The organism is Leisingera sp. (assembly GCF_982940295.1).
In genome coordinates, this window is record NZ_CEYXRG010000016.1 from 25,278 (window position 1) to 51,164 (window position 25,887).

The window sequence follows — 25,887 nt, forward strand, 5'->3', positions numbered from 1 at the left end:
GACGGGCCATCCCGAACCTGACGCACGGTGGGACCCATGGACGCCATTCTCCTGCAAATCCTGAACGGGCTCGACAAGGGCTCGGCCTATGCGCTGATCGCGCTGGGATTGACACTTATCTTCGGCACGCTGGGCGTGGTGAACTTTGCCCATGGGGCCCTGTTCATGATCGGCGCCTTCTGCGCCGTTACCCTGCAACGCATTCTGAACCTCAGCTATGAGGTGGTCGACGAGACCCAGACCGACTTCCTCGGCAACCCGCTCAAGGTGAAGACCCCCTATGTCGAGGCCTGGTTCGGCCCCGAGTTCGGCGGTGCCATCATCGACTGGGCGGTGCCGCTGGCGATCCTCTTTGCCATCCCGATCATGATCGGCGTCGGCTATGTGATGGAGCGCGGGCTGATCAAGCATTTCTACAAGCGCCCCCACGCCGACCAGATCCTGGTGACCTTCGGTCTCGCCATCGTGCTGCAGGAAGTGGTCAAGTATTTCTACGGCGCCAACCCGATCCAGACCCCGGCGCCGGACGCGCTGAACGGCGTGGTGAACCTGGGTGCCGTGATCGGCATGGACATCATCTATCCTGTCTGGCGCGTGGTCTATTTCTTCTTTGCCGTGCTGATCATCGGCGGCATCTTCAGCTTCCTGCAATTCACCACCTTCGGCATGGTGGTGCGCGCGGGCATGGCCGACCGCGAGACAGTGGGCCTTCTGGGCATCAACATCGACCGCCGCTTCACCATTATGTTCGGAATCGCCGCCGCCGTCGCCGGCCTGGCCGGTGTCATGTACACGCCGATCAATTCGCCTAATTACCACATGGGCATGGACTTCCTGGTCCTCAGCTTCGTGGTGGTGGTTGTCGGCGGCATGGGCTCCCTGCCCGGCGCGGTGCTGGCGGGCTTCCTGCTGGGCATTCTGGAGAGCTTTGCCTCGATGAACGAGATCAAGTCGCTGATCCCCGGCATCGACCAGATCATCATCTATGTGGTCGCAATCATCATTCTGCTGACCCGCCCGCGGGGCCTGATGGGCCGCAAAGGCGTGATGGAGGACTAAGACATGTTCGGACTGGACAAAAGAGACACTTCCCTGCTGATCATCGTCGCCATCCTGACGCTGTTTGCACCCTTCATCCTGAACCCCTTCCCGGCCGGCAGCGCCATGGCGCAGTTCAACGCGGGCTATCCGGACCTGATGCAGCGCTTCGTGATTTTCGGGATCTTCGCTATCGGCTTCAACATCCTGTTCGGCCTCACCGGCTACCTGTCGTTCGGCCATGCGGCCTTCCTCGGCGTCGGCTCCTACTCCGCCGTCTGGATGTTCAAGCTCATCGGCATGAACGTGATCCCGGCCATCGTTCTGTCGGTGATCGTCGCGGGCCTGTTTGCGCTGCTCATCGGCTTCATCAGCCTGCGCCGCTCGGGCATTTACTTCTCGATCCTGACGCTGGCCTTTGCGCAGATGTCCTTCAACCTCGCCTATTCGGTGCTGACCCCGATCACCAACGGCGAAACCGGCCTGCAGCTGACGCTGGAAGACCCCCGTATCCTGGGCGTCTCCGCCACCGCCGACGGCTCGATCCCCGTGACCAACCTGTTCGGGCTGGAGATGCGCTCCACCTTTGAACTCGCCGTGGGTCCCTGGGCCTTCCAGTTCAACGCTGGCTACTACCTCTGCGCGCTTGTCATGCTGGCCGCCTTCTACCTGGCGATCCGCATCTTCCGCTCGCCCTTCGGCATGATGCTGCGGGCAGTGAAGTCGAACCAACAGCGGATGAACTACACCGGCCTCAACACCCGGCCCTACACCCTGGCGGCCTTTGTGATCTCCGGCATGTACGCGGGTCTTGCAGGCGGGCTGATGGCCTCGATGGACCCGCTGGCAGGCGCTGAGCGGATGCAGTGGACCGCCTCCGGCGAGGTGGTGCTGATGACCATCCTGGGCGGTGCCGGCACGCTGATCGGTCCGGTTCTGGGCGCAGGCTTCATCAAGTACTTCGAGAACATCTTCTCCAAGATCAACGACAACGTCCTGCACACCTGGTTCAGCTTCCTGCCGGACGGAATGGAGGACGCGGTGGTGTTCCTGATCCACCCCTTCATCGGCAAGGGCTGGCACCTGACCCTCGGCATCCTGTTCATGCTGGTGGTGATCTTCCTGCCCGGCGGCCTGGTCGAAGGCGGCCAGCGGATCAAGGGCTGGCTCAGCCGCCGCAAGGCCAAAGACAGCAACGCCTCTGGCGAAACCAACCCCGCGGAATAAGGAGACAGAACAATGGGTATCCTTGAAGTCAAAGACGTGGGGAAACGGTTCGGCGGCCTGCAGGCGCTGTCCGATGTGAACCTCAGCGTCCAGGAAAACTCGGTCCATGCGATCATCGGGCCGAACGGTGCAGGCAAGTCCACCCTGCTCAACTGCCTGGTGGGCAAGCTGATCCCCGACACCGGATCCGTCATGTTCGACGGCCAGTCGGTGCTGGGCCGCGCGCCGTATGAAATCAACCAGATGGGCATCAGCCGCGTGTTCCAGACGCCTGAGATCTTCGGCGACCTGACGGTGCTGGAAAACATGATGATCCCCTGCTTCGCCAAGCGGGACGGCGCGTTCGAGCTGAACGCACTGTCCGCGGTGCTGCGGCAGAAGGACATTCTGGAAAAGGCCGAGCACATGCTGGAAGAGATGAACATGGCAGACAAGCGGCACATGCACGCCGCCGCCATGTCCCGCGGCGACAAGCGGCGGCTGGAGATCGGCATGTGCCTCAGCCAGGAGCCGCGGCTGCTGCTGCTGGACGAGCCGACCGCGGGCATGGCGCGAGCCGATACCAACAACACCATCGACCTGCTGAAACAGATCAGCGACGAGCGTGACATCACCATCGCCATCATCGAACACGACATGCATGTGGTGTTCAGCCTCGCCAACCGGATCACGGTTCTGGCCCAGGGCACGCCGCTGGTCGAGGACGATCCGCAAAACATCCGCGGCAACCCGAAGGTGCGTGAAGCCTACCTGGGCGAGAGCGCGTAAAGGAGAAACACCATGAATGTGAAACCCGATTTCTCCAAGAACGCCAATGTGGCATCCACCGCCCCGGCCTTCCTGTCGGTCTGGGATGTGCACGCCTACTACGGCGAGAGCTACATCGTGCAGGGCATCAACTTCAACGTCCACGAGGGCGAGATCCTGGCGCTGCTGGGACGCAACGGCGCGGGCAAGACCTCGACCCTGCGTTCGATCGCGCGCACCGGCTCCCCGATGGTGACCCGCGGCGAGATCTGGCTGGACCACAAGCCGCTGCACAAGATGACGTCGTATGAGGCCGCCGCCGAGGGACTGGGCCTGGTGCCCGAAGACCGCCGCATCATTCCCGGCCTGACGGTCGAGGAAAACCTGCAGCTGGCGCAGATCGCGCCGCCCATCGGCTGGTCGCTGGAGCGCCTCTATGACCTGTTCCCGCGCCTTGGCGAACGCCGCAAGCAGGAGGGCGTGACCCTGTCAGGCGGTGAGCAGCAGATGCTGGCGATTGCCCGGGCGCTGGCCCGCGACATCAAGGTGCTCTTGCTGGATGAACCCTACGAGGGCCTGGCGCCGGTAATCGTCGACGAAATCGAAAAGACCCTCATCCACATCAAGGAACAGGGCATGACAACCATCATTGTCGAGCAGAACGCAGTCCGCGCCCTGGAACTGGCGGACCGTGCAGTGATCCTCGATACCGGCGGCATCGTCTTTGACGGCACCGCCGCCGAGGTCCTGGCCAACGAAGAGCTGCGCGCCGAATACCTGGCGATCTGAGGCGCGCGCCAAGCCATACATCTCCGTCTTGCCGGCCACCCGCGTGCCGGCATTGGCAGACTGAGGCCGGCTCTCCCCTGAGCCGGCCTTTTTTGCAAACTGCTGCGCCTAAGCCGTAAACATCAGTTTTTGCCGCAATAAACCCCGGTTATACGGCCCCGGTTTCTGCACCCTTCCAACTTGGCGCCTATTCTTCGCAGCCGCTCCGGACGCGATGTCTCTGCCACAGCCCGCGCCACTCCGGCACGGCACCTGACAGGACACAGAAAGGACACCCCATGCGCCACTCGCTGAAACTCCTCGCCCTTGCCCTCGCCCTGCCCGCCGCGGCGGCATTTGCTTCCGACGGTACACCCAGCGCCGAAACCCAGGCCAAGATCCGCGATCTGCTGACCGCGCAGGGCTATGACGTGCGCAAGATCGAAAGCGAAGACGGCCAGTACGAAGCCTACGCCCTGAAGGACGGCAAGAAATACGAGGTCTACCTGAACGGCAAGCTTGAGGTGGTGAAGATCGAAGAAAACGACTGAGCCCTACAGACCAGCACACCGGGCGCCAACTCCCGGCGCCCGCTTTGATAGGAGGGCTGAAATGCGCCGCACATACGTCTGGGACCCTGTGGTCCGGCTGTTTCACTGGTCGCTGGCCGCGGGCTTTGCCGCCAATGCGCTGTTCACCGATCCGGAGGGCGATCTTCATCTTTACATCGGCTACGCCATTGCCGCGCTGATCGGCATCCGGGTGATCTGGGGGGTGATCGGCAGCCGCTATGCGCGGTTCTCCAGCTTTCCGCCTGATGCCGGTGCTGCGGCCGGCCAGCTCAGCGATATCGCCACGGGGCGGATCCGGCGGCATCCCGGCCACTCTCCGCTGGGCGCGCTGATGATCTACAACCTGCTGCTGACGATCAGCGCCATCGCCTTCACCGGCTATCTGATGACGACCACCCCATTCTGGGGCGTCGAATGGCCGGAAGAGCTGCACGAAATGCTGGTCTCCTGGGCCGAAATCTCCATCGTTCTGCATGTGGCAGCGATGCTGTTCGAAAGCCGCCGGACCAAAGTCAATCTGGCGCGTGCGATGGTCACTGGCTACAAGGAGATGCCCGGCACCTCAGCGGAGACCTGACAATGCGCCAGAACCGGCAAGACCCGGCCAAACCCTGGATCCTGATTGCCGTCATCGCCGTGCAGGCCCTCTGCGCGGCGGTGTTCCTTGGCGATGTGATTGCGGATCTCAGCGGACTCGAGGCAGGCGAGACCGACGACGGCGAACGCAGCCATACCTATATCGAAGGGCTTGCCGCGCTGGCGCTGACCGCAGCCATCGTGATCGAAACCCGCATTCTGATGTGGCTGCTGCGGCGCAAAGCGCATCTGGAGGAAAGCCTGAGTTCGGCACAAGCCGCGATTCAGGAGGTGATCGACACGGAGTTCGCCACCTGGAAACTGACGCCTGCCGAGCTGGATGTTGCGACGTTCCTGGTCAAGGGCCTCAGCACCGCCGAAATCGCCGCCATGCGCGGCAGTGCCGAAGGCACCGTCAAAGCGCAGCTTAATGCGATATACCGCAAGTCCGGCACCGCCAACCGGGCCGAGCTGATGAGCCTGCTGATCGACACCATGATGGGCCAGCGCCAGACCGGCCGCGGCGAAGGCACCGCCGCTGCCCGGCCGGCCTGATCCAAGGTCAGACCAGCTTCCGCAGTTCCGTCTTCAGCACCTTGCCGTAATTATTCTTGGGCAACGCCTCAATCCGCAAATACGCCTTGGGCCGTTTGAACCGCGCGATCCGGCTGTTGCATAGTTCATCCAGTTCCGCATCAGGCGCATCCCCAACGACAAAGGCCACCACTTCCTCGCCCCAGTCTGCATGAGGCCGCCCCACCACCGAGACCTCGCGCACCTGCGGGTGCATCAGCAGCACCTCCTCCACCTCGCGCGGATAGACATTGGAACCGCCAGTGATGATCATGTCCTTGGACCGGTCCTGCAGCGTAAGGTAGCCGTCTTCGTCCAGCACCCCCATATCGCCGGTCATAAGCCAGCCGTTGACCAGTGTTTTCTCTGTCGCCTCCGGGTTCTGCCAATAGCCCGGCATCACAGCATCCCCGCGCACCATGATTTCGCCGTGGCTGCCTGCGGGCAGGAACTCCCCCTCCGGTGTGCCGATCCGAACCTCCACCACGCTTTGCGCCCTGCCGACGCTGGCCAGCCGCTCGCGCCAGCGCGGATGCGTGCGGTCCTGCACGTCATGGCGCGGCAGCGCGGTGATGGCCATCGGGCATTCACCCTGTCCGTAGACCTGCACAAAAACGGGGCCGAAATGATCCACCGCCTCGATGATATCAACAGCATACATCGGCCCGCCGGCATAGACCACGGTCCGGAGCCCCTCCCCCTTGCGGCCCAGCCGTTTGGCTTCCGAGGTCATTCTTGTGACCATCGTGGGTGCTGCAAACATGTGGACGCGCCCGAAATGAGCGGCGAGGCCGAAGATCTCAGTTTCATCAAATGCGCCCGACTCGGGACAAACATGGCGGGCGCCTGCCAGAACATGCTGGAGCGCATAGATCCCCGCCCCATGACTCATCGGCGCAGCATATAGCGCGTGATCATCGGCGCTCACCTGATCCACATCGGCGAAATAGGCGATGGCCATGGCCGTCAGAATCCGGTGGGTGATCATCACCCCCTTGGGCCGCCCAGTGGTGCCCGAGGTATAAAACAGCCAGGCCAGGTCCTCCGGCAGACGCGAGGCAGGCTCCGCCACCGGTCCGGCATCCAACGCTGCCGCGTATTCAGCGCCGGCAATATCCACGCAGCGCACAGCGGCACCGGTTTCCGCGACCGCCTCGGTCAGCCCCGGAGAGGTGAACACCAGTTTTGCACCTGAGTTTTGCAGGATGAACTCTGCCTCCTTGCCGTGCAGCTTGGCATTGATCGGCACAGCCGCCGCCCCGGCATACCAGATACCGTAAAGCGCACTCAGGTAGTCCGGGCAGTTCTTCATGAAGATGCCGACCCGGTCGCCGGGTGAGACGCCCTGCGCCAGCAGCCAGCCCGCCACCGACGCCGCCCGCGCATGGAACTCTGCATAATCCGCCACCAGCTCCTGCCCCAGAAACAGCGCAGGCCGCCCGCCCTCCGCCGCTGCCATCCGCTGCAGCCACACTGCTATGTTCATCTGCTCCTCCCGGTGCCCAATTGCCCGCCACAAGGCGCGTCACGGCAACCCCTTCAATTTACCGGAATAACCGGGCTAAGAATACCATATGAGCGATCTTGCCTTTGACCATGCCCCCGTGGGCCTCGCCGTGCTGGAACGCCGCGTCATCACGCGGTGCAATCTGCAGTTTGCCGCCACCTTCGGCGGCGCTCCCGCGGACTATACCGGGATGCTGGTAGCCGGACTCTACCCCAGCCAGGAGGATTTCAACCGCATCGGCGCCCTGCTGCAACAGCCTGAAGCGCAAAGCGGCAGCTACAGCGACGAGCGCATCATGCGCCGCCGCGCCGGGGAGCTGTTCTGGTGCCGGGTGCGCGGCCGTTCGGTCACGCCAGGGGCGCCGTTCCAGACCGGCATCTGGTCCTTTGCCGATATCTCCGAGGACCGCCCGGTGGTCTCCCTCACCCCGCGGGAGCGCGAAGTGGCGATCCTCACCTGCAAGGGGCTGTCGGCCAAGGAAATCGGCAAGCAGCTGGATCTGTCCTACCGCACGGTGGAAACCCACCGCGCCCGCCTGCTGCAAAAATTCGGCGCCCGCAAGCTCCCGGAACTGGTGGCTAAACTGACCGGAATGCCGCTGTAGGGCACAAAAAGCGGCAGGCAATTGCAAATCCGTCAATCCGCCTCCATGTTACGGCAAGCATCGACAGCGCTTTCCTTGCGGTAATCCTTGCCCTATAAGCGCGCTAATTTCCTGCCTGCCGGGCCTCATGGGCCTGGGCGGGCGTGTCGGAACCGGCTTGAGGACAAAATGACGAACAAATCTCACGAAGCGGATGTGGCATTCATCAAGGCGCTGGCGGAACTGCTGCGCGAAAACGATCTGACCGAATTGCAGGTCAAGCGGGAATACGGCGAGGAGGACAGCCTCAATGTCCGCGTCTCGCGCCAGACCGCGATGGCTGCCGCGCCGGTGCAGATGGCAGTGCCCGCCGCCGCCCCCGCCCCGGTTGCTGCCGCTGCAGCTCCGGCTGCCGCAGCCGCGCCTGCCGCCGCCAACGACGATCCGGCCAGCCACCCCGGCGCCGTGACCTCGCCGATGGTCGGCACCGTGTACCTGCAGGCTGAGCCGGGCGCGCCCGCGTTTATCTCTGTGGGCAAGCAAGTCAGCGAAGGCGACACCCTGCTGATCGTCGAGGCGATGAAGACCATGAACCACATCCCGGCGCCCAAGGCAGGCACCGTGAAGCGCATCCTGGTCGAAGATGGCGCTGCCGTTGAATTCGGGTCGCCCCTGGTCATCATCGAATAAGGATCTGCCATGTTTGACAAGATCCTGATTGCCAACCGCGGCGAGATCGCTCTGCGCGTGATCCGTGCCTGCCGGGAAATGGGCATCAAGTCGGTCGCGGTGCATTCCACCGCCGACGCCGACGCGATGCACGTGCGCATGGCCGATGAATCGGTCTGCATCGGCCCGCCGTCCGGCGCGCAAAGCTACCTGTCGATTCCCGCCATCATCTCGGCGTGCGAAATCACCGGCGCCCAGGCGATCCACCCGGGCTACGGCTTCCTGTCGGAAAACGCCAACTTCGTGCAGATCATCGAGGACCACGGGCTGACGTTCATCGGCCCCTCGGCCGAACATATCCGCATCATGGGTGACAAGATCACCGCCAAGGAAACCGCCAAGAACCTCGGCATTCCGGTGGTTCCCGGGTCCGACGGCGGCGTGCCCGACATTGCCGCGGCCAAAAAGGCCGCCAAGGACATGGGCTACCCGGTCATCATCAAGGCCACCGCCGGCGGCGGCGGCCGCGGCATGAAGGTGGCCAAGGACGAGAAAGAGCTGACCTCAGCCTTCTCCACCGCCCGCTCCGAGGCCAAGGCCGCCTTCGGCAATGACGAAGTCTACATGGAGAAATACCTCCAGAAGCCGCGTCACATCGAAGTCCAGGTCTTTGGCGACGGCAAGGGCACCGGTATCCACCTGGCTGAGCGCGACTGCTCCCTGCAGCGCCGCCACCAGAAGGTGTTCGAGGAGGCCCCCGGCCCCTGCATCACCCCGGAAGAGCGCGCCAGGATCGGTAAAATCTGTGCCGACGCAATTGGCAAGATGGGCTATTCCGGCGCCGGCACCGTCGAGTTTCTGTATGAAGACGGCGAGTTCTACTTCATCGAGATGAACACCCGCCTGCAGGTGGAGCACCCGGTGACCGAAGCGATCTTCGGTGTCGACCTGGTGCGCGAGCAGATCCGGGTAGCCGAAGGCCTGCCGATGTCGTTCACCCAGGACGACCTGGAGATCAACGGCCACGCCATCGAAGTGCGGATCAACGCCGAGAAACTGCCGAACTTTGCCCCCTGCCCGGGCAAGATCACCCAGTACCACGCCCCCGGCGGCCTGGGTGTCCGGATGGATTCGGCACTCTATGACGGCTATTCGATCCCGCCCTACTACGACTCGCTGATCGGCAAGCTGATCGTGCACGGCCGCGACCGGACCGAAGCACTGGCGCGCCTGAACCGCGCCCTGGGCGAGCTGATCATCGACGGTATCGACACCACCGTGCCGCTGTTCCATGCGCTGTTGCAGGAGAAAGATATCCACACCGGCGACTACGGCATCCACTGGCTGGAACGCTGGCTGGAAGAGAACACGCCGGCCTGACATCTGACGGGGCGCGCCATTGGCGGCGCCCCGTTTTACTTTTCCCTGCATTTTCCCGTTATACTGCCAGCACCATGAGCTTGACTGCGGACCTTCTGCTGCACGCCTATTCCGCCGGTGTTTTCCCGATGGCCGAACACCGCGACGACCCGGACGTGTTCTGGGTCGATCCCAAGCGGCGCGGGATCCTGCCACTGGACGGTTTCCGCATCTCCCGCTCCCTGGCCAAGCGCATCCGCAACGGCGGCTTTGAAATCACTGTGAACCGCGACTTTGCCGGGGTGGTCGACGGCTGCGCCGACCGGGCCGAGACCTGGATCAGCGCCGAAATCCGTGACCGCTATCTGGAACTGCACATGATGGGCAACGCCCATTCACTGGAGGTCTGGCATCAGGGCGTGCTGTCCGGCGGCACCTATGGCGTCTCGCTGGGCGGTGCGTTCTTCGGTGAAAGCATGTTCTCGCGCCGCCGCGACGCCTCCAAAGTGGCGCTGACCTATCTGACCGACCGGCTGGTGCAGGCGGGATTCACCTTATGCGACACCCAGTTCCTGACCCCGCATCTGGCCTCGCTCGGCGGTATCGAGGTCAGCCGCGCCCGCTACCGCGCGCTGCTGCGGGAAGCCTTGTCTCAGGATGCGGATTTCACCCGCCCCGCGGTGCCTTCGCCTCAGCTGCTGCTGCAGCGGATGACCCAGACATCGTAACGGCTGTGGTCCAGCGCGTTCAGCGCCGGGCTGGAGGCGATCATCCAGCCCTCGAACTGCACCGCGCCGTCATCGGGGTTACGCACGGTGAGATAGGCAAAGGCGTCCCCTGTCGGGTTGTCCGCCGGATACCGGCATTCGGACACGGTGACCAGAACTCCGAACATCTCCGCACTGGCGCCAACGGCGACTTCGGCATCCATGCTGTGGCCGTTGACCTTGTCCAGCGCCCGCAGCACCGCTGCGGTCCCTTGCGCCGCCTGCTCCTGCGCCACCGCAGGCAGCGCCAGCACAGCGGCTGTCAGGGCTGCGGCCAGGCGTTTCACGACTCTTCCCCGCCGCCTGCGACGAATTTGACCAGCAGCGAAATCAGGCTGACCGCACCTTGCGTGTCCTCGATCTCGTCGCCTGCCTCAAAGGCAAACTGAGAGCCGCCGGGCATAATCTCGACGAAATTGCCGCCCAGCAAACCTTCGGAAGAAATCACCACCGCGCTGTCATCAGGGATTTCGATCCCTTGCTTCACCGAAAACCGGGTATCGGCGCGGAAAGTCTCGGGGTTCAGATCGACGCCGGTCACGGTGCCGATCTTGACGCCCGCCAGCCGCACATCGGTGCCGACGCTGACGCCCTCCAGCGATCGGAAAGACGCGCTCAGGTCATAGGTGGCGCCGGCGCGCGACAGGCCCGCCGCCTGCCCTGCATAAACGGCAAACGCAACCGCGGCGGCCAGCACAACACCGCCGGCAAAAACTTCAGTAGGATTGTGGGACATGTAACCAGCCTTCTGGCAGATGTTTATTCAGGCACCCAGGCCTCGTAATCGCGGCGCTCCTTGGGCTCGCCGCCCGCGCGGATAGAGCCAGCCGGCGCATAGGCCATCATGGTGCCGGTCAGGTTTTCCTGGTGCGGCTTTTCCCAGGCCTTGTGTTTCAGCGGCTTCTCGCTCGGCACCTCGTCAAAGGTACGGTGCAGCCAGCCGTGCCAATCGGGGCTGACGCGCGAGGCTTCCACTTCGCCGTTGAACATCACCCAGCGCTTGCTGTCGTCCGCATTGCGGTAGAACACGTTGCCCTGATCGTCTTCCCCCACCTTGATGCCCTTGCGGGCGGTGAAGATCCGGGTGTTCAGGGTGGAGCCGTTCCACCAGGTCACAGCGCGCAGAAGAGTGTTCAGGATTCCCATGGATGCCTCCGGAGTTTTCCGACCTTGATATGGCCCAATTTCCCGCCAAGGTCCAGTGGCTTGCGCCCTCGCTGGAGCAGTCCCGGCGGGAAGGGGCAGTTTTGCCTCAGCCCCGTCTGCGGGGCATCCGGCGCCTCAGATTTCCGCCGGTGCCAGCGCTGTCACCTCGATCTCGATGCGGAACTTGGGATCGATCAGGTTGCACTCAATCATCGTTGCCGCCGGCGGGTTGGCGCCAAAGGTCTCAGCCAGAACCGGCCAGCAGGGCTCAAACTCTGCCGCGTCCGGCAGGTAGTAGTTGACCCGCACCACATCCGCAAAGCTGGCCCCTGCCTTCTCCAGCGCCGCAGCGATGGTGTCCAGTGCCGACCGGCACTGCGCCACCACATCCTCGCCCTGCCCTACCGTTCCGGCCACATGCACAAAACCGCCCGCAACTACGGCGCGGCAATAGCCGATCTTGGCCTCGAATTCACCGCCGGAGGAAATCCGTTTGATCATAGCCCTTTACCTTCTTCTGGCTGAAAATATCCCGGGGGAGCAGCGGCGTGCTGCTGCGGGGGCAGAGCCCCCAAGCCAAGCCGTCCTCCAAAAAACAAACGGCGCGGAAGAAACCGCGCCGTTTGAACCAAGCTCTATCCGGTTACCCGGCCGATGCCGGCTCTTTCTCGGCATCCGCGTGGATCATCAGCGGCTGCGCTTCCGAGGTCACCGCCTCTTCGTTCACGACCACCTTGGTCACGCTGTCCATGCCCGGCAGATCGAACATTGTATCCAGCAGGATGTCCTCCATGATCGAGCGCAGGCCGCGGGCGCCGGTCTTGCGTTCGATCGCCTTGCGGGCAATCGCCTTCAGCGCCTCGTCGGTAAAGTCCAGCTCGGTGTCTTCCAGTTCGAACAGGCGCTGGTACTGCTTGACCAGGGCGTTTTTCGGCTGGGTCAGGATGGTGACCAGCGCGTCCTCGTCCAGGTCCTCCAGCGTCGCCAGAACCGGCAGACGGCCGACGAATTCCGGGATCAGGCCGAATTTCAGCAGGTCTTCCGGCTCCAGGTCCTGGAAGATCTCACCAACGCCGCGGTCGTCGTTGTCGCGCACATCCGCGCCAAAGCCCATCGCCGAGCCCTTGCCGCGCTGCGCGATGATTTTGTCGAGGCCGGCAAAGGCGCCGCCGCAGATGAACAGGATGTTGGTTGTGTCCACCTGCAGGAACTCCTGCTGCGGATGCTTGCGCCCGCCCTGCGGCGGAACGGAAGCCACTGTGCCTTCCATCAGCTTCAGCAGTGCCTGCTGCACACCCTCGCCCGACACGTCGCGGGTGATCGAGGGGTTTTCCGACTTGCGGGTGATCTTGTCGACCTCGTCGATATAGACGATGCCGCGCTGCGCGCGCTCGACGTTGTATTCCGACGCCTGCAGCAGCTTCAGGATGATGTTCTCCACGTCCTCACCCACGTAACCGGCCTCAGTGAGCGTGGTGGCATCCGCCATGGTAAAGGGCACATCCAGGATCCGCGCCAGCGTTTGGGCCAGCAGGGTTTTGCCGCAGCCGGTGGGGCCGATCAGCAGGATGTTCGACTTTGCCAGTTCAATGTCCGAACCCGCTTTTTGCGCATGATTCAGACGCTTGTAATGGTTGTGCACGGCAACAGACAGCACCCGCTTAGCGGTGGCTTGGCCGATCACGTAATCATCCAGCACCTGGCAGATGTCCTTGGGCGAAGGCACCCCGTCGGTGGCTTTCAGCCCGGAGGCCTTGGTCTCTTCACGGATGATATCCATGCACAGTTCAACGCATTCATCGCAAATGAATACGGTGGGGCCTGCGATCAGCTTGCGCACTTCATGCTGGCTCTTGCCGCAGAAGCTGCAGTAGAGGGTGTTTTTGCTGTCGCCGCCTGAATTCGTCGCCATGGTCTACCTTTCAGTCCGCCCGGTCCGCTGCACCCGCGCTGCGGGGCATTTCATCTTTCTGCCAGCTTAAGCCAGTGCTTAGGCCGCCACAATGTGAAAGTGCGCCCCAAATTCACCGCGGGGCGCACCGCTGTTCACAAGATCAGGCGTCAGGCCTGCTCGTCATCGCCTTTGGCTCGGTTTTCAACGATCTCGTCGATCAGACCGAATTCCTTGGCCTCTTCCGGCGACATGAAATTGTCGCGCTCCAGCGCGTTCACCACGGTGTCATAGTCCTGGCCGGTGTGCTTGACGTAGATCTCGTTCAGGCGCTTCTTCAGCTTCAGGGTCTCTTCGGCGTGGATCATGATATCGGTCGCCTGGCCCTGGAAGCCGCCGGAGGGCTGGTGCACCATCACGCGGGAGTTCGGCAAGCTGAAGCGCATGCCCTTTTCGCCGGCGGTCAGCAGCAGCGAACCCATCGACGCCGCCTGGCCGATCACCAGGGTCGAGACCTTGGGCTTGATGTACTGCATGGTGTCATAGATCGACAGGCCGGAGGTCACAACGCCGCCGGGCGAGTTGATGTACATCGAGATTTCCTTGGACGGGTTTTCCGCCTCAAGATGCAGCAGCTGCGCCACGATCAAAGAGCTCATGCCATCGTGAACCGGCCCGTTCACAAAGATGATCCGCTCCTTCAGCAGGCGGGAAAAGATGTCATAGGCCCGCTCGCCCCGGCTGGTCTGCTCAACCACCATCGGGACCAGGGTGTTCATGTATGTTTCTCTGGGATCAATCATTTCGACCTGCCTGCTTTGAATTATGTCCGGCACCATACCCGACAGAGTGTTACCCGAGTCTTAGTATCGCCCCATTTGACCTGCAAGGGGCGGCGGGCATTTTACGCTGCCGCAAACCTGCGTGCGGTGTCGCAATCCGCAGGAACGCTGTCGCTATTCTCGGGCTGCGGCCAGCGGCAGCGCCTTAGGTAGCAAAACCAAGTCCGAATTCCACCCGGCTGCTGTGCTGCCCGGGTGCTGCGCTGGGGTCCCGTCATGGCCGATGACAGTTTCGTTCAGAAAGGCGCCGCCGCCAATCTCGCCATCCCGTTCGAGGGCGAGCCGCAGGATTTCTATTTCCTGCTGCTGCCCAAGGCGACGATGCTGCCCGTGGCCGCTGCCATCGAACCTTTGCGCATCGCCAACCAGGTGACCGGCACCAGGCTGTACCGCTGGTACATCATGACAGAGGACGGCCAGCCGGTGCGCTGCTCCAACGGCATGGTGGTGACGCCGGACACCCCGCTGCAACCGCTGCCTTCGGATTCGCTGGGTTTTGTCTGTGCGGGCGTCGAGCCGCACGCCGCCGCCAGCGAGGTCACCCTGAACTGGCTGCGCCGCGAGAGCCGCTTTGGCCGCTCCATCGGCGGCATCTGCACCGGCGCCTTTGCGCTGGCCCAGGCCGGGCTGATCAAGAATCACAAGTTCACCCTGCACTGGGAAAACCAGCCGGGCTTTCTGGAAAGCTATCCGAACCTGGAGCCCTCGCCCAATATCTTCGAAATCTCCGGCCCACTGATGACCTGCGGCGGCGGCAATGCCGCAACCGACATGATGCTGCACCTGATCGAAGAGCGCCACGGCAAGCAGCTGGCGATCATCGTCGCCGACATGTGCCTGCACGTGCGCTCCGGCGGCCAGGCGGCGCCGCAGAAATCGAACTATGCGGTGGCCATCGGCAGCCGCAACCAGCGCCTGCTGAATGCGCTGCAGCTGATGCAGGAATCGATCGAGGAACCGCTGTCCATCGGCGAGCTGTGCGACCGGCTCGACATCTCCCGCCGCCAGCTGGAACGGCTGTTCTCACGCTATCTGAACCAAAGCCCGATGCACGTCTATTTCGACATGCGCCTGAGCCACGCCTTTGCGCTGATGAATGAAACCTCGATGTCCGTCACCGAAATCGCGCTGGCCTCGGGCTTCAACTCCGCCACCCATTTCTCGCGCCAGTTCAAGCGCAAGTTCGGCGCTTCCCCGCATTTCTTCCGCAAGGGCTGGAGCTGAGCGCCGTTCTGCCCGAAGAAACGGCTGAGCTTGAGGCGCCCCGCCCCGGCGGCGCACTGCAGTGATGCCGCGGTGCAACGCTTACTTGCGTTCTCAATCCACGGTAGCACCAGCCACATATTTGCCTGATTTTTCCTCTATCCCCAGCCACACGCCAAAGGAGATCAAGAAGAAGACACCACACCTGCTGGAATCTGCAGTCCGGCACAAGCCCCCAGCAGCCGGATCGGCCGGATAGTACTTTTTAGCTGCCCTTTAATAACCCCGCTCCCCCTCCACCCATTTCAGGAAACGGAGCGACTTAATTTCATTAACCAATCAGGTATTCCATGCGCCGTTTCCCAGTCACCGACCTGCCGCAAGACAGACGCGCGGCGGGCAGCAGCATAAGCACGTTCTTAACTGCTGGTGCCGTGGCGGTCCCGGTGCTGCTCGCCGTGTCGGCGGGGAACCTTGCGGACCCGATAGTCCGTTACGACGACTATCCAGCCCTGTTGGCCCAGCCCGAAGGGTTTTGGCAGAAAACTCTGACCGAAGGCCGCTGGCTCAACTACCTGTGGCACCTGCGCGGCGTCGTCACGCCGGCCTGGCTGAATTTCGTTCTGTTCCAAATCCTGTGGGGTGTGACCGCCGCCGCTATTGCCACCGCCGCAACCCCGCCCGGCAACCGCAGATGGTTTACCATTGTCCTGGCTCTGACTCTGCTGCCCGCTCCACCGGTGTTTCTGATGGCGCCCTGGTCCAGCACTCTCATCCCCGGGTTTGCGGTGCTGGCGCTGTTTGCCTGCCTCGCCCTTGTGCTGTCACAAGCCGCGCTGCGCTGGCTGCTGCCGCCGTTCACGCTGCTTGCGTTCACCGCCTACACCACCTTCCCGCTGATCCTGTTCGCGATCTGCCTGATCAGCACCCGTCAGCGCTCGCTGCGGGATCTCACCGGTCTGGTGATCCTGTTCGGGGCCAGTTTCGCCGCTGCCGTGCTGGCGGTCTATACCCTGAACTGGCAGGCTCACGGTGTCTTTGGCATCCCGCTGGACCCCGCCCGCAGCCCCGACCCGGCGCGGGATCTGGCAGGGATGTGGCCGCATCTGCCGCTGCTGCAAGAAACACTGTCGGTCCTGCTCGGCAAGCTCAGCTTCCAGTCCACGCCGGTTCTGCTGTTTCACCTGTGCCTGATGAGTGCTGCCACAGCAGTGCTGCTGCGCCGCCAGCCGCTCGAAGCGCTGTACCTCTGGACCGCGCTTGCGGCAGGGATGGCCCTGATGGCCCTGCAGGTGCTGAAACTGGGCGTGACAATCCCGGTGCGGGCCTTTCATTTCACTTGGATCCTCTATGCGGTTCTGATCGTGCGCGCCGCGCAGGAACTCAGCCGCGGCCCTGGCCTGCCGGGGCGGCTGGCGCGCAATGCGGTGCTGCTGGTTGCGCTCAGCTACCTGGTGCAGACCGCGGTGCAATTCACCCGTTTTCGCGACTGGCAGCACGAGACCCGCGCGATGGCCGCCGCCATTGCCGCGCAACCGGGGCCGGTCTACGCCACTGGCAGCATTCTGGACCACCCGGCAGCGCGCAAGGCAGGCCTTCACCGGGCCAGCAGCCTGGCCAGCCGGCTGGAGCTTCTGACCGGGCGCCAAGTCTCCCTCTGCGGGACAGCTCCCGAAACCTGCGCCCATCTGCCGCCAGACCTGCGCAGCCCCGCGCCGGAGCCGCAGCCGCAAGCCCGGCTGGAACGTTTCAAGGGCGCAAGCGTCCTTGTGTTCCCGCCGCAGCAATAAAAGGTCCGGCTCCCAAGTGAAAAAGGGCGCCTTTAGCGCCCTTTTTCAACACCCTTCAGGGCTGCTGCTTACTGTGAATAGGACTGCAGATAGGCGATCACCGCCTCGATATCGCTTTCCTTTTTCAGCCCGGCAAAGGACATCTTGGTGCCCTTCATGTACTTCTTGGGCTTGGCCAGAAAGGCCGCCAGCTCAGCTTCATCCCAGACCAGCCCACCTTCCGCCGCGGCCTTCATCGCCTTGGAATAGCGGAAGCCTTCCTCATGCCCCGCCGGCGCACCGACAATGCCGTTCAGGATCGGCCCGGTCTTGGACTTGGCGCCCTCGCCGACCTGGTGGCAGGCCTTGCACTTCTTGAAGGTCTTCTCACCCTTGGCCACCAGCTCCGGGTCAAGAACCGCAGCAGTTTCAACAGGTTCTTCAACCGCCTCTTCCGCTGCTGCTTCCTGTGCGGCCGCCGCTCCGGCAGGCGCTTCTGCGCTTTCCTCCTCCGGCGTCACATCCAGCACCAGGGCGCGCATGGTGATCTCGACGTTTTCCTTGCAGTTCTCCATGCAAGGCTCCGGGTTCCAGAAGTGCTTCTCCGCCTCCAGCCGGTCATCCAGAATGAAACCATCCGCATTCGGAAGCTCGACCTGCATGAAGGTCTCGTCCGAAAGAACGAACTCGTCATCCACCAGATCGTTGGAATAGAGGATATAGGCCACGATGGCATAGACCTCGTCCGGCGTCAGCGACTGCGCATCGCCGAAAGGCATCGACCGGTTCACGTAATCCCAGGTAGTCGACAAGTAGGGCCAGTAGCTGCCCACCGTCTTCAGCGGGTCCTCATGGTCCAGCGTGCCCTGCCCGCCTGCCAGCTTGGGCCAGTTGCCCACGCCCTCGGCAAAATCGCCATGGCAGACCGCGCATTTCTCGGCAAAGACCTCCTCGCCGGTGAACACATCGCCCGAGCCCGCAGGCAAGCCGGTGCCATCCGGCGCCACGTCCAGATCCCAGGCCGCGATTTCCTCCGGCAAGGCCGGACGGCCCAGGCCGAATTTCTCCGCCGCAACAGGCCCAGCACCCAGAGCCGCCAGCGATACAGCCAATAGAAAGTTCCGCCCGGCCGGCAGGCCGGGCAGCGCCTGTCCGCCCCCATGGGCGGGCGCTTCGCTTTCCGCCCGCGGCCGGGCGCTGCCCTCTGCTCGGTTGTTCAGCCTGTTAGGAAACCTCGACATTTTCCGCCTCCCCGTTTGCCTTGACCCACCAGGTCTGGATGGCGTTGTTGTGATAGATCGAATTCAAGCCCCGCACCTCGCGCAGCTGCGCCTTGGTGGGCTGCACATAGCCGGAAGAATCCTTGGCCCGGCTCTGCAGCAGCATCTCGGAGCCGTCCCAGTTGATATCCAGGTAGAACCGGGTCAGCGCCTTGTCCGTTCCCGGCGCCGCCAGCCGCGCCTCGGCCCAGGTTTTGCCGCCGTCCAGCGACACATCCACTCCGGTGATCGTGCCGCGGCCCGACCAGGCCAGACCGGTGATCACCAGCGGCCCCGCGCCATGCTTGATGGGCGCCTGCGGGCTGGGGCTGGTGACGACGGATTTCGCATCCATCTCCCAGGTCCACTTGCGGCTGACGCCATTGGCCAGCGTGTCGGTGTACTTCGAGGTCTCCTCGCGGCTTTCGACCGGCTGGTCCATGACCTCGACCCGGCGCAGCCATTTGACCCACATGTTGCCTTCCCAGCCCGGCACCACCAGGCGGACGGGATAGCCATGCTCCTTGCGCAGCGCCTCGCCATTGGCCTTGAAGGCGACCAGCACGTCGTCCATCGCCTTCTCCAGCGGGATCGAACGGCCGTTGGAGGACGCATCCGCGCCTTCCACATAGACCCATTTGCCCTCGGGCTTGACGCCTGCTTCCTCCAGCAGCGTCCGCAGGGACACGCCGGAGTATTCCATATTGTGGATCATCCCGTGGGTGAACTGCGCGCCATTGAGCTGCGCGCCGGCCCACTCCATGCCGGAATTCGCCGCGCATTCGCAGAAATAGACGCGGTTCTCACGCGGGAAACGCTCCAGGTCTTCGTAAGTGAACACCAGCGGCGTATCGACCAGACCATTGATCATCAGCCGATAGTCTTCCTTGCGCAGCTCGATGGCGCCCGAATGATGACGCTCGAACGCACACCCCTGCGGCGTGATCGTCCCGTCCAGCGCATGGATCGGGGTGAAATTGATCGAACTGATGGTGTCCGCCGTCAGCCACTCCACGTTGCGGCGCACCACGTCGCTTTCGTATTTGATCGGAAGGCCATAGGGCGTGGCATCCACCCCCTCGCCCAGACCGCTGGCCCACTCCTGCACTTCGGTGATCAGCGGATCGGGTGTTGCTGCCTTAGCAGCCCCGGCCGCCACTGCCCCTGCGCCAGCCGCTGCCGCCCCGGTCAGGAACTGGCGGCGCGAAGGCGCCAGGCTCTTGGCGTCGTCACTCATTTTTCTTTGCCTCCTTACATAGATAAATTCACGTTCGTGAATTCAACTGCGCAAAATTTTTTCGGTCTGCCCGCCGCCAGGGCGGGTGTGATCTGCCCCTGCCGGGGCAGGCGCTGATTAGGCGCCCGCCACCTGCACGGAGGTATTCGGATTCAGGCTCACGGTGCCCAGCTTGCGGATATGGTCCTCGACCACGTCCCAGATCATCGGTCCCTCGGTGCCTTCATTCACACTGGCCCAGCCGGCCACCACATAGGACTTCGCCGGGTCGATCGCCTCGCCCGTTTTCAGCAGCGTCATCTCGCTGATCCGCTCGCCCTGCGGCTTGGTGATGTCGATCCGGTAGCCCATGCCGCCGATCCGCACCATGTCGCCGCCCTGCTGGTAATAGGGATCGGGGTTGAAGATGTTGTCGGCAACGTCCTCCAGGATCACCTTGATGAACTCGCCTGTCATCTCGCTCCGGTAGGCCTCGCCGTAGGACATCGAGGTCACGTTCCAGATATCCTCGCGGGTGATGTCGTCCCCCGGCACCAGCGACGGGCCCCAGCGCACGCCGGGCGACATGGCGATATCCGCTTCGCGCTCGCTCAGCAGCGCATCGCAGATCAGGTCGTCCCAGGTGCCGTTGAAGTTGCCGCGGCGGTACAGCAGCGTATCGGTCTGGCCTATCACCTCCTCCAGCTGCGTCTTGTAGGGCGCGCGTTCGGCCTCGATCAGCTGCGCCACCGCCGGGTCCGGCGCAATCACGTCCGAGAACACCGGGATCAGCTTGTGCCGCAGCCCCATCAGCTGGCCGTCACGCACATCCAGATCGACGCGGGAGACGAACTTGCCATTGGAACCGGACGCGATGATATGGGTTTTGCCCACCAGCACCGGCTCCGGCAGCGCGTCGTGGGTGTGGCCCGACAGGATTACGTCGATGCCCTGCACCTTGCCGGCCATCTTCTTGTCGACGTCGAAACCGTTGTGGCTCAGCACCACCACCAGATCCGCGCCCGCGGCGCGGACCTCATCCACCATCATCTGCATGTTCTCGTCACGGATGCCGAAGGAGTACTCCGGGAACATCCAGCGCGGGTTGGCGATCGGCATATAGGGGAAGGCCTGGCCGATCACCGCCACCTTGGCGCCGCCGCGCTCAAAGAACTTGTAGGGCTTAAACAGCTCTGCCGGCTCATCCCATTCCGCATCAAAGATGTTCTGGCCAAGCGCGGCAAAGGGCAGGCCCTCGACAATCTCGTTCACCCGGTCGCTGCCCAGCGTGAACTCCCAGTGAAAGGTCATCGCATCCGGCTTCAGCGCGTTCATCACGTTGACCATGTCCTGGCCTTGCGTGTGATGGCAGGTGTAGGAGCCATGCCAGGTATCGCCGCCGTCAAACAGCAGCGCATCGGGACGGTCGGCACGGATGGCGTTGATGATCGTCGCCACCCGGTCCATCCCGCCGACTCGGCCGTACATGGCGGCCAGCGCCGAGAAATCATCATAGGTCAGCGCATAGGCCGAGGGGCTGCCGTCAGCGACGCCATAGGCCTTGCGGAAGTCGGCGCCGGTGATGTGGGGCACATGGCCCTTGTTCTCGCCAACCCCCAGATTGATCGACGGCTCGCGGAAATAGATCGGCTTAAGCTGCCCGTGAATATCGGTCACATGGATCAGGCTGATGTTGCCAAAGGTGTCAAACTCCAGCAGCTGGTCCTGGCTCAGCGACTGCTGCGCAGCCAGCCGCGCCCAATTGCCAAAGCCTGACGCCCCCACCATGGCCGAGGCGGCCATGGAAACCTGCAGAAAATCGCGGCGCGAGATCATGTGTACCGGTATCCTGTATGCTCACGCGACATATTCACGTGAATGAATGTTTTAGAAGAGACACGCCCCGCACCTGGAAACAGGCGCGGGGCGCAAAGATCAGTTGCGGACGGAAGGAGCTTCGACCGACAGCCCGTTGCCGCGCGAGGCGACATAGAGTTCCAGCGCGACAAATTCCGCAGAGCCCGGCTTGTAGGTCTCGGCGCGGGTGTCGCGCACGCAGCCCTTAAAGCGCGCATGCGCGGTGTTCAGCTTGGTGTTCTTCAGACGGTACACCGGGAAGCCGTTGATCTGGCCCTGGCTCAGGTGGTCGGCGCGGATCATGTTGCCATAGTTGTCCTCATGGCAATTCGCGCAGGACAGCTCCAGCTGGCCGGTGCGCGTGTAATACATCTCCTTGCCCTTCTCCCAGGTCGCCTGGACCGGGCCGTCGATGGCCACGTTCACCGGCATCCCGCGGGACTGGACCGAAATCAAAGCTTCCATCGCGGCCATCTTGCCGCCGGAGTATTTCCACTTCTCGGCGCCCATCTGGTTTTCGCGGCAGTCGTTGATCTGCATGTTCAAGGTGCGGACTTCGCCTGCCTCTTCGTTCCACTTGGGATAGACCGCGCGGACGCCCGCCATGCTTTCTTCGACATCGCCGTGGCACGACGCGCAGGACTTGCCCTCGGAGCCGTCGGCAGTGTCCCAGGCTTCCTGCGCCTGATCGACAAACACCATCGCCGGGTTCTCGAAGTCATCCATCTGCAGGGCCTGCGTCTCGTCGGAGCGGAAGTGCCAGCCCGACATCACCTCATCCAGCACATCCGCCACATGGGCGGGCGCCGCTGCCTTGGTGACCATCTCGATTTCCTCGTTGACCACCAGCTTGTCGTCATCGGGGCCTGCGCCCGCTGCCACCGGCAGCGCCAGCACCGCGGCAATTGCTGTGATTGCCTTTTTGTTCATTCCTTTTCCTCCCTTGGGTGCCTGCCCTGCCCGGCGCGAACCGGACAGGACGCGTGCCTGAAGATCCGGAACGGATCAGCCGATGGCGATTTTCTTCTTGGTGTCGTAGACGGAGCCGTCGTCGTCATACCAGGTAAAGACGAACTCGCCCGCTTCCGGCACGGTCGCGTCGAACTCGAAATACGGGTTGGTGGAGATCGCGGGCTCCATCGCGACGTCCAGCACCATGGTGCCGTTGAACTCGCAGGTGAAGCGGTTGATGATCGAGCGCGGGATCAGGTTGCCTTCCTTGTCCTTGCGCTGGCCGCTTTCCATCTTGTGGCTGATCAGCGTCTTGATGGTGACCGCCTCACCGGCGGCAGCGGTTTTCGGGACCTTGACGCGGGGTTTAACACCGGATGCCATGTCTTTAATTCTCCTTAGGAATTCCGTTCAGGGAGCGGGCGGCCTCAGCCGCCGCAGCCGCCGATGGTGACTTTGACGGTGGCGCTGGCCTTGGCAAAGGAGCCGTCTGCCATCTTGGCAACCGCAACCACGTCCTGGGTGCCTGCCAGGCGGATCCGGGTCGAGGCCGACTGCTGCGCTGCGCCAGGGCCGAAGTTGAAGGTGGCCACACCCGGTTCCGGGTTGCCGGTGGCCAGCACCAGGATCGCGGTGGCGCCCGGCGCCTCGACCGAAACGGGAACGGTGTTGCCGTTTTCGGCAATCTCGGGCGCGGTCAGGGTCACGCCCCCTTCGGCCATATCGGCACCGCCGGTAAAGGCGGCGATCCGGTCATCCGCCGCCGCAGTCGCACGGAACGGCAGCACGGTAACCACGGCAGCGCCCAGGCCCATCGCCAGGGTCTCACGGCGTGAGAACTCCATCATATCTCTCCTTTGAATTCACATCGGTGCGGAGCGCGGGACGCCCCCCGCCCGTGCCTTACTCTTCTTTCAGCGTCGCGAGGAACGCGACCACATCCTCGATCTCCTGCGCCGTCAGGATCGGCGGCAGCGGCTCAGTCCCGGCCTCGCCGGTATAGGCATCGCCCGGGCGGATGAAGCCTTCGACCTTGTAGAAGGCCGGCATCATCGTGTCCTCGAATGTCATCTTTGCATTGGCGATCAGGCCGCGCAGCTCTTCCTCGGTCCAGCGGTCGCCGGCGCCATCCAGCGACGGGCCGATTTCGCCATGGAACGGCACATCCGCCAGGGCTGTCACCTGGTGGCAGGCCACACAGTTGCCCTTGGACTTGGTGCCGGCAATCACCGCCCCGCTGGCCGCATCGCCAGCCACGCCGGTCAGCGAGGCAGCAACCTCACCCGACTCGCCATACTCCACCGCCTTCGGAGCAACCTCCCCGGCCAAAGCCGCAGTCCCGGCCAGGCTTAGCGCCAGTGTCAGAGATGTAAGCTTCATGTTTCCTCCCATTGGCTGCCGCTTTTACCGGGCGGCTTGCTTAGCTTTGCATACCGTAGGGCACAGCGCCCCCGCTACGCAACAACAAATTCATTATTGTGAATTTTTGTAGATGATGCGCAAATCGTCAGTCTGTGGACCCATTGTTGCGCTCCTGAATGCGGCGCGCGTGATAGCGCTGGAAATCTTCCCCGTTATCAAGCGCATAGCGCTTTTCATTGACCCATGTAAACATGTCCTGCGTGGTTCCCGCGCCAAATGCGCCAGGCATGATCGCCACCGCGGCCTCGGGTGCAGTGGCATTGTCCCCCACCTCTTCGGGCAGGAACAGAATCGTCGGCGTGAACAGCACCCCCCATTTGCGGGCCATGTCCTTCTCCGCCAGCGTCTCGCCATCAAAGTCGGTGACCTCCACGTCGCCGTAAAGGTTCAGCTGCACGACAAAGAAATTGTCCTCAATATACTGGTTGATCTCCGGCCGGGGAAAGATCTCCTCATGCATCTTGGTGCAGTAGACGCAACCGCGCTGCTCAAAGATCAGCGCCAGCCGTTTGCCCTCGCCGTTGGCCTCCTCCAGGTCCTCGCGCAGGTCCTTGAAGGTGTCCCGCATCCACGACGTCTTGTGCAGCCCGTCGTCGCCCAGCTCCGCCGCTGCCAGCGGCCCGGCCAGAACCACGGCCATTAACACTTTCGCAATATTTCTCAGCATGTTGACCTCCAAACCTCACTTAACCGATTGCGCTGAACCCCGGCACCCAGCGGATCATCGCCTCAGCGATCAGCCGCACCCCGCCGGTGGCGATCAGCACCGCAAACAGAACCAGCATCGCGCCCATGCCCTTTTCCACCCAGGCAAAGGCGCTGCGGTGGCGCGCGACCCAACCCAGGAACGGTTTGGCAAACAGCGCCGCGACCACAAAGGGCGCCGTCATGCCCAGCCCGTAGACCAGCAGCAGCACCCCGCCGCGCCAGATGTCACCCATGCCGGAGGCGATCATCAGGATCGACGCCAGCGCCGGCCCGACGCAAGGCGTCCAGCCGAACCCGAACGCCAGTCCCATCAGATAGGCACCCAAAACTGTGGACGGCTCCGCGCTGCTCTCCATCCGCGCCTCGCGGTACAGAAGCGGGATCTTCACCACGCCCAGAAAATGCAGCCCGAACAGCAGCAGCAGCGCCGCCGCGCCGTAGGACAGAACCTCCAGATACTGCCCGAACAATTGCCCCAGCGCGGTTGCCCCCATGCCCATCAGCATGAACACGGTCGTGACCCCGGCGGCAAAACACACAGCCGACACCAGCAGCCGCCGCTGCGCACCCACGGCGATCGCGCCGTCTCCGCGCAGCTCTGCCATCGACAACCCGCCCATGTAGGACAGGTAAAACGGCACCATCGGCAAAATGCAGGGGGTGAAAAAGCTCAGCAAACCTGCGATCAAGGCGCCAAACAGGGTAATTTCGAGCATCGCACCCCCAAAAGGCCCTACGCGAACGTTATCCGGGCCCGGCTTGTGTCATTCACATATTCGAATTATGTTGTTTCTAACGGTACCGTCAACAGATGGAATGAAACGCATGCGCTCCTTCCGGCATTTGGCTGCAGCTGCGGCCATAGCCTTTGCAACGCTGCCCGCCTGGGCGGCGGAACTGGTTATGGTCGAACAGCCGGGCTGCGAGTGGTGCGCCCGCTGGAACGCGGAGATCGCCCCGATCTACCCCAAAACGGCTGAGGGCAAATACGCGCCCTTGCGCCGGGTGGATCTGCGCGCCCTGCCCGATGATCTGCAAGTTACCCGCAGGGTCATGTTCACACCGACCTTCCTGGTGGTCGAAGACGGACAGGAGCGCGCCCGCCTCGAAGGCTACCCGGGTGAAGATTTTTTTTGGCCTTTGCTTGCAGATTTGCTAAGCGCCCATACAGGGTTTGTTGATAATACGAACTCAAAGGGCGGCAGCTGACCGCCCTGTTGGGGCAAGTGATAGGAGT

30 protein-coding genes are annotated in these 25,887 nt (G+C 63.1%); 14 read left to right on the top strand and 16 right to left on the bottom strand.

Annotated features, from left to right (window positions below; translation table 11 throughout):
• Positions 1-36 precede the first annotated feature (36 nt).
• The 7 genes from AC4HIX_RS14715 (at position 37) to AC4HIX_RS14745 (ending at position 5,483) form a co-directional block, all read left to right on the top strand.
• Positions 37-1,059, top strand: coding sequence for a branched-chain amino acid ABC transporter permease (locus tag AC4HIX_RS14715; RefSeq protein WP_475051437.1), 1,023 nt, complete (start codon positions 37-39; stop codon positions 1,057-1,059).
• Between the two features lie 3 nt (positions 1,060-1,062).
• The gene (locus AC4HIX_RS14720) at positions 1,063-2,265 is read left to right on the top strand and encodes a branched-chain amino acid ABC transporter permease (RefSeq protein ID WP_490399500.1); all 1,203 of its coding nucleotides are present in this window, start codon (positions 1,063-1,065) and stop codon (positions 2,263-2,265) included.
• Positions 2,266-2,277: 12 nt separating this feature from the next.
• Positions 2,278-3,033: an ABC transporter ATP-binding protein gene (locus tag AC4HIX_RS14725; protein WP_475051434.1), complete on the top strand. Its 756-nt coding sequence runs from the start codon at positions 2,278-2,280 to the stop codon at positions 3,031-3,033.
• 12 nt (positions 3,034-3,045) lie between these two features.
• Complete coding sequence (locus AC4HIX_RS14730; RefSeq protein ID WP_421056005.1) at positions 3,046-3,801, top strand: ABC transporter ATP-binding protein; 756 nt, start codon at positions 3,046-3,048, stop codon at positions 3,799-3,801.
• Between the two features lie 278 nt (positions 3,802-4,079).
• Positions 4,080-4,331: a PepSY domain-containing protein gene (locus AC4HIX_RS14735; RefSeq protein WP_490399501.1), complete on the top strand. Its 252-nt coding sequence runs from the start codon at positions 4,080-4,082 to the stop codon at positions 4,329-4,331.
• Between the two features lie 61 nt (positions 4,332-4,392).
• On the top strand, positions 4,393-4,929 hold the full coding sequence (locus AC4HIX_RS14740; protein ID WP_490399502.1) for a cytochrome b/b6 domain-containing protein: 537 nt from the start codon (positions 4,393-4,395) through the stop codon (positions 4,927-4,929).
• 2 nt (positions 4,930-4,931) lie between these two features.
• Positions 4,932-5,483 carry a helix-turn-helix transcriptional regulator gene (locus tag AC4HIX_RS14745; RefSeq protein WP_475051428.1) on the top strand — a complete coding sequence of 184 codons (552 nt, stop codon included), beginning with the start codon at positions 4,932-4,934 and terminating at the stop codon, positions 5,481-5,483.
• A 7-nt stretch (positions 5,484-5,490) separates the two neighbouring features.
• Here the strand turns inward: AC4HIX_RS14745 and AC4HIX_RS14750 are convergent, their stop codons facing one another.
• Complete coding sequence (locus AC4HIX_RS14750) at positions 5,491-6,987, bottom strand: AMP-binding protein (protein WP_490399503.1); 1,497 nt, start codon at positions 6,985-6,987, stop codon at positions 5,491-5,493.
• A gap of 88 nt (positions 6,988-7,075) precedes the next feature.
• Between AC4HIX_RS14750 and AC4HIX_RS14755 the strand changes: the two genes are divergently transcribed.
• The 4 genes from AC4HIX_RS14755 to aat all read left to right on the top strand — a co-directional run bounded on the left by AC4HIX_RS14755 (position 7,076) and on the right by aat (position 10,347).
• On the top strand, positions 7,076-7,612 hold the full coding sequence (locus AC4HIX_RS14755; protein WP_490399504.1) for a LuxR C-terminal-related transcriptional regulator: 537 nt from the start codon (positions 7,076-7,078) through the stop codon (positions 7,610-7,612).
• Between the two features lie 168 nt (positions 7,613-7,780).
• Entirely contained in the window at positions 7,781-8,281 is a 501-nt protein-coding gene (gene accB, locus AC4HIX_RS14760) for an acetyl-CoA carboxylase biotin carboxyl carrier protein (protein WP_490399505.1), read from the top strand.
• Between the two features lie 9 nt (positions 8,282-8,290).
• Entirely contained in the window at positions 8,291-9,640 is a 1,350-nt protein-coding gene (gene accC, locus AC4HIX_RS14765) for an acetyl-CoA carboxylase biotin carboxylase subunit (protein ID WP_490399506.1), read from the top strand.
• Positions 9,641-9,714: 74 nt separating this feature from the next.
• Complete coding sequence (gene aat / locus AC4HIX_RS14770; RefSeq protein ID WP_490399507.1) at positions 9,715-10,347, top strand: leucyl/phenylalanyl-tRNA--protein transferase; 633 nt, start codon at positions 9,715-9,717, stop codon at positions 10,345-10,347.
• On the opposite strand, the gene AC4HIX_RS14775 is transcribed toward aat, so the two are convergent.
• The 6 genes from AC4HIX_RS14775 to AC4HIX_RS14800 all read right to left on the bottom strand — a co-directional run bounded on the left by AC4HIX_RS14775 (position 10,311) and on the right by AC4HIX_RS14800 (position 14,226).
• Positions 10,311-10,673: a DUF2155 domain-containing protein gene (locus AC4HIX_RS14775; RefSeq protein ID WP_475051417.1), complete on the bottom strand. Its 363-nt coding sequence runs from the start codon at positions 10,671-10,673 to the stop codon at positions 10,311-10,313. The genes aat and AC4HIX_RS14775 overlap by 37 nt on opposite strands.
• Entirely contained in the window at positions 10,670-11,122 is a 453-nt protein-coding gene (mlaD, locus tag AC4HIX_RS14780) for an outer membrane lipid asymmetry maintenance protein MlaD (RefSeq protein ID WP_490399508.1), read from the bottom strand. The genes AC4HIX_RS14775 and mlaD overlap by 4 nt, the downstream gene beginning before the upstream one ends.
• Before the next feature lie 23 nt (positions 11,123-11,145).
• Positions 11,146-11,532: an NADH:ubiquinone oxidoreductase subunit NDUFA12 gene (locus AC4HIX_RS14785; protein WP_027237966.1), complete on the bottom strand. Its 387-nt coding sequence runs from the start codon at positions 11,530-11,532 to the stop codon at positions 11,146-11,148.
• A 135-nt stretch (positions 11,533-11,667) separates the two neighbouring features.
• On the bottom strand, positions 11,668-12,033 hold the full coding sequence (locus AC4HIX_RS14790) for a RidA family protein (RefSeq protein WP_490399509.1): 366 nt from the start codon (positions 12,031-12,033) through the stop codon (positions 11,668-11,670).
• A 142-nt stretch (positions 12,034-12,175) separates the two neighbouring features.
• On the bottom strand, positions 12,176-13,444 hold the full coding sequence (clpX, locus tag AC4HIX_RS14795; protein ID WP_490399510.1) for an ATP-dependent Clp protease ATP-binding subunit ClpX: 1,269 nt from the start codon (positions 13,442-13,444) through the stop codon (positions 12,176-12,178).
• Between the two features lie 149 nt (positions 13,445-13,593).
• Positions 13,594-14,226 carry an ATP-dependent Clp protease proteolytic subunit gene (locus tag AC4HIX_RS14800; RefSeq protein ID WP_058287204.1) on the bottom strand — a complete coding sequence of 211 codons (633 nt, stop codon included), beginning with the start codon at positions 14,224-14,226 and terminating at the stop codon, positions 13,594-13,596.
• Between the two features lie 255 nt (positions 14,227-14,481).
• Here AC4HIX_RS14800 and AC4HIX_RS14805 point away from each other — a divergent pair, with 255 nt between their 5' ends.
• Both AC4HIX_RS14805 and AC4HIX_RS14810 read left to right on the top strand, forming a co-directional pair.
• Positions 14,482-15,489 carry a GlxA family transcriptional regulator gene (locus AC4HIX_RS14805; protein WP_490399511.1) on the top strand — a complete coding sequence of 336 codons (1,008 nt, stop codon included), beginning with the start codon at positions 14,482-14,484 and terminating at the stop codon, positions 15,487-15,489.
• Between the two features lie 329 nt (positions 15,490-15,818).
• Positions 15,819-17,258, top strand: a complete 1,440-nt coding sequence (locus AC4HIX_RS14810; RefSeq protein ID WP_490399512.1) for a hypothetical protein — start codon at positions 15,819-15,821, stop codon at positions 17,256-17,258.
• 68 nt (positions 17,259-17,326) lie between these two features.
• Here the strand turns inward: AC4HIX_RS14810 and AC4HIX_RS14815 are convergent, their stop codons facing one another.
• The 9 genes from AC4HIX_RS14815 to AC4HIX_RS14855 all read right to left on the bottom strand — a co-directional run bounded on the left by AC4HIX_RS14815 (position 17,327) and on the right by AC4HIX_RS14855 (position 25,366).
• Positions 17,327-18,478, bottom strand: coding sequence for a c-type cytochrome (locus AC4HIX_RS14815; RefSeq protein ID WP_490399513.1), 1,152 nt, complete (start codon positions 18,476-18,478; stop codon positions 17,327-17,329).
• Complete coding sequence (gene soxC, locus AC4HIX_RS14820) at positions 18,462-19,733, bottom strand: sulfite dehydrogenase (protein WP_490399514.1); 1,272 nt, start codon at positions 19,731-19,733, stop codon at positions 18,462-18,464. The genes AC4HIX_RS14815 and soxC overlap by 17 nt, the downstream gene beginning before the upstream one ends.
• Before the next feature lie 117 nt (positions 19,734-19,850).
• On the bottom strand, positions 19,851-21,548 hold the full coding sequence (gene soxB / locus AC4HIX_RS14825; protein WP_490399515.1) for a thiosulfohydrolase SoxB: 1,698 nt from the start codon (positions 21,546-21,548) through the stop codon (positions 19,851-19,853).
• Between the two features lie 99 nt (positions 21,549-21,647).
• A complete protein-coding gene (gene soxA, locus AC4HIX_RS14830; protein WP_490399516.1) occupies positions 21,648-22,499 on the bottom strand; it encodes a sulfur oxidation c-type cytochrome SoxA in 852 nt (283 codons plus the stop codon).
• 75 nt (positions 22,500-22,574) lie between these two features.
• The gene (soxZ, locus tag AC4HIX_RS14835; RefSeq protein ID WP_475051398.1) at positions 22,575-22,904 is read right to left on the bottom strand and encodes a thiosulfate oxidation carrier complex protein SoxZ; all 330 of its coding nucleotides are present in this window, start codon (positions 22,902-22,904) and stop codon (positions 22,575-22,577) included.
• 44 nt (positions 22,905-22,948) lie between these two features.
• The gene (gene soxY / locus AC4HIX_RS14840; protein WP_475051397.1) at positions 22,949-23,365 is read right to left on the bottom strand and encodes a thiosulfate oxidation carrier protein SoxY; all 417 of its coding nucleotides are present in this window, start codon (positions 23,363-23,365) and stop codon (positions 22,949-22,951) included.
• Between the two features lie 58 nt (positions 23,366-23,423).
• The gene (gene soxX / locus AC4HIX_RS14845; RefSeq protein WP_490399517.1) at positions 23,424-23,900 is read right to left on the bottom strand and encodes a sulfur oxidation c-type cytochrome SoxX; all 477 of its coding nucleotides are present in this window, start codon (positions 23,898-23,900) and stop codon (positions 23,424-23,426) included.
• 127 nt (positions 23,901-24,027) lie between these two features.
• Positions 24,028-24,609 carry a thioredoxin family protein gene (locus tag AC4HIX_RS14850; RefSeq protein WP_490399518.1) on the bottom strand — a complete coding sequence of 194 codons (582 nt, stop codon included), beginning with the start codon at positions 24,607-24,609 and terminating at the stop codon, positions 24,028-24,030.
• Between the two features lie 19 nt (positions 24,610-24,628).
• Complete coding sequence (locus AC4HIX_RS14855; RefSeq protein ID WP_490399519.1) at positions 24,629-25,366, bottom strand: cytochrome c biogenesis CcdA family protein; 738 nt, start codon at positions 25,364-25,366, stop codon at positions 24,629-24,631.
• 109 nt (positions 25,367-25,475) lie between these two features.
• Here AC4HIX_RS14855 and AC4HIX_RS14860 point away from each other — a divergent pair, with 109 nt between their 5' ends.
• Positions 25,476-25,859, top strand: a complete 384-nt coding sequence (locus AC4HIX_RS14860; protein ID WP_490399565.1) for a hypothetical protein — start codon at positions 25,476-25,478, stop codon at positions 25,857-25,859.
• Positions 25,860-25,887: the final 28 nt, after the last annotated feature.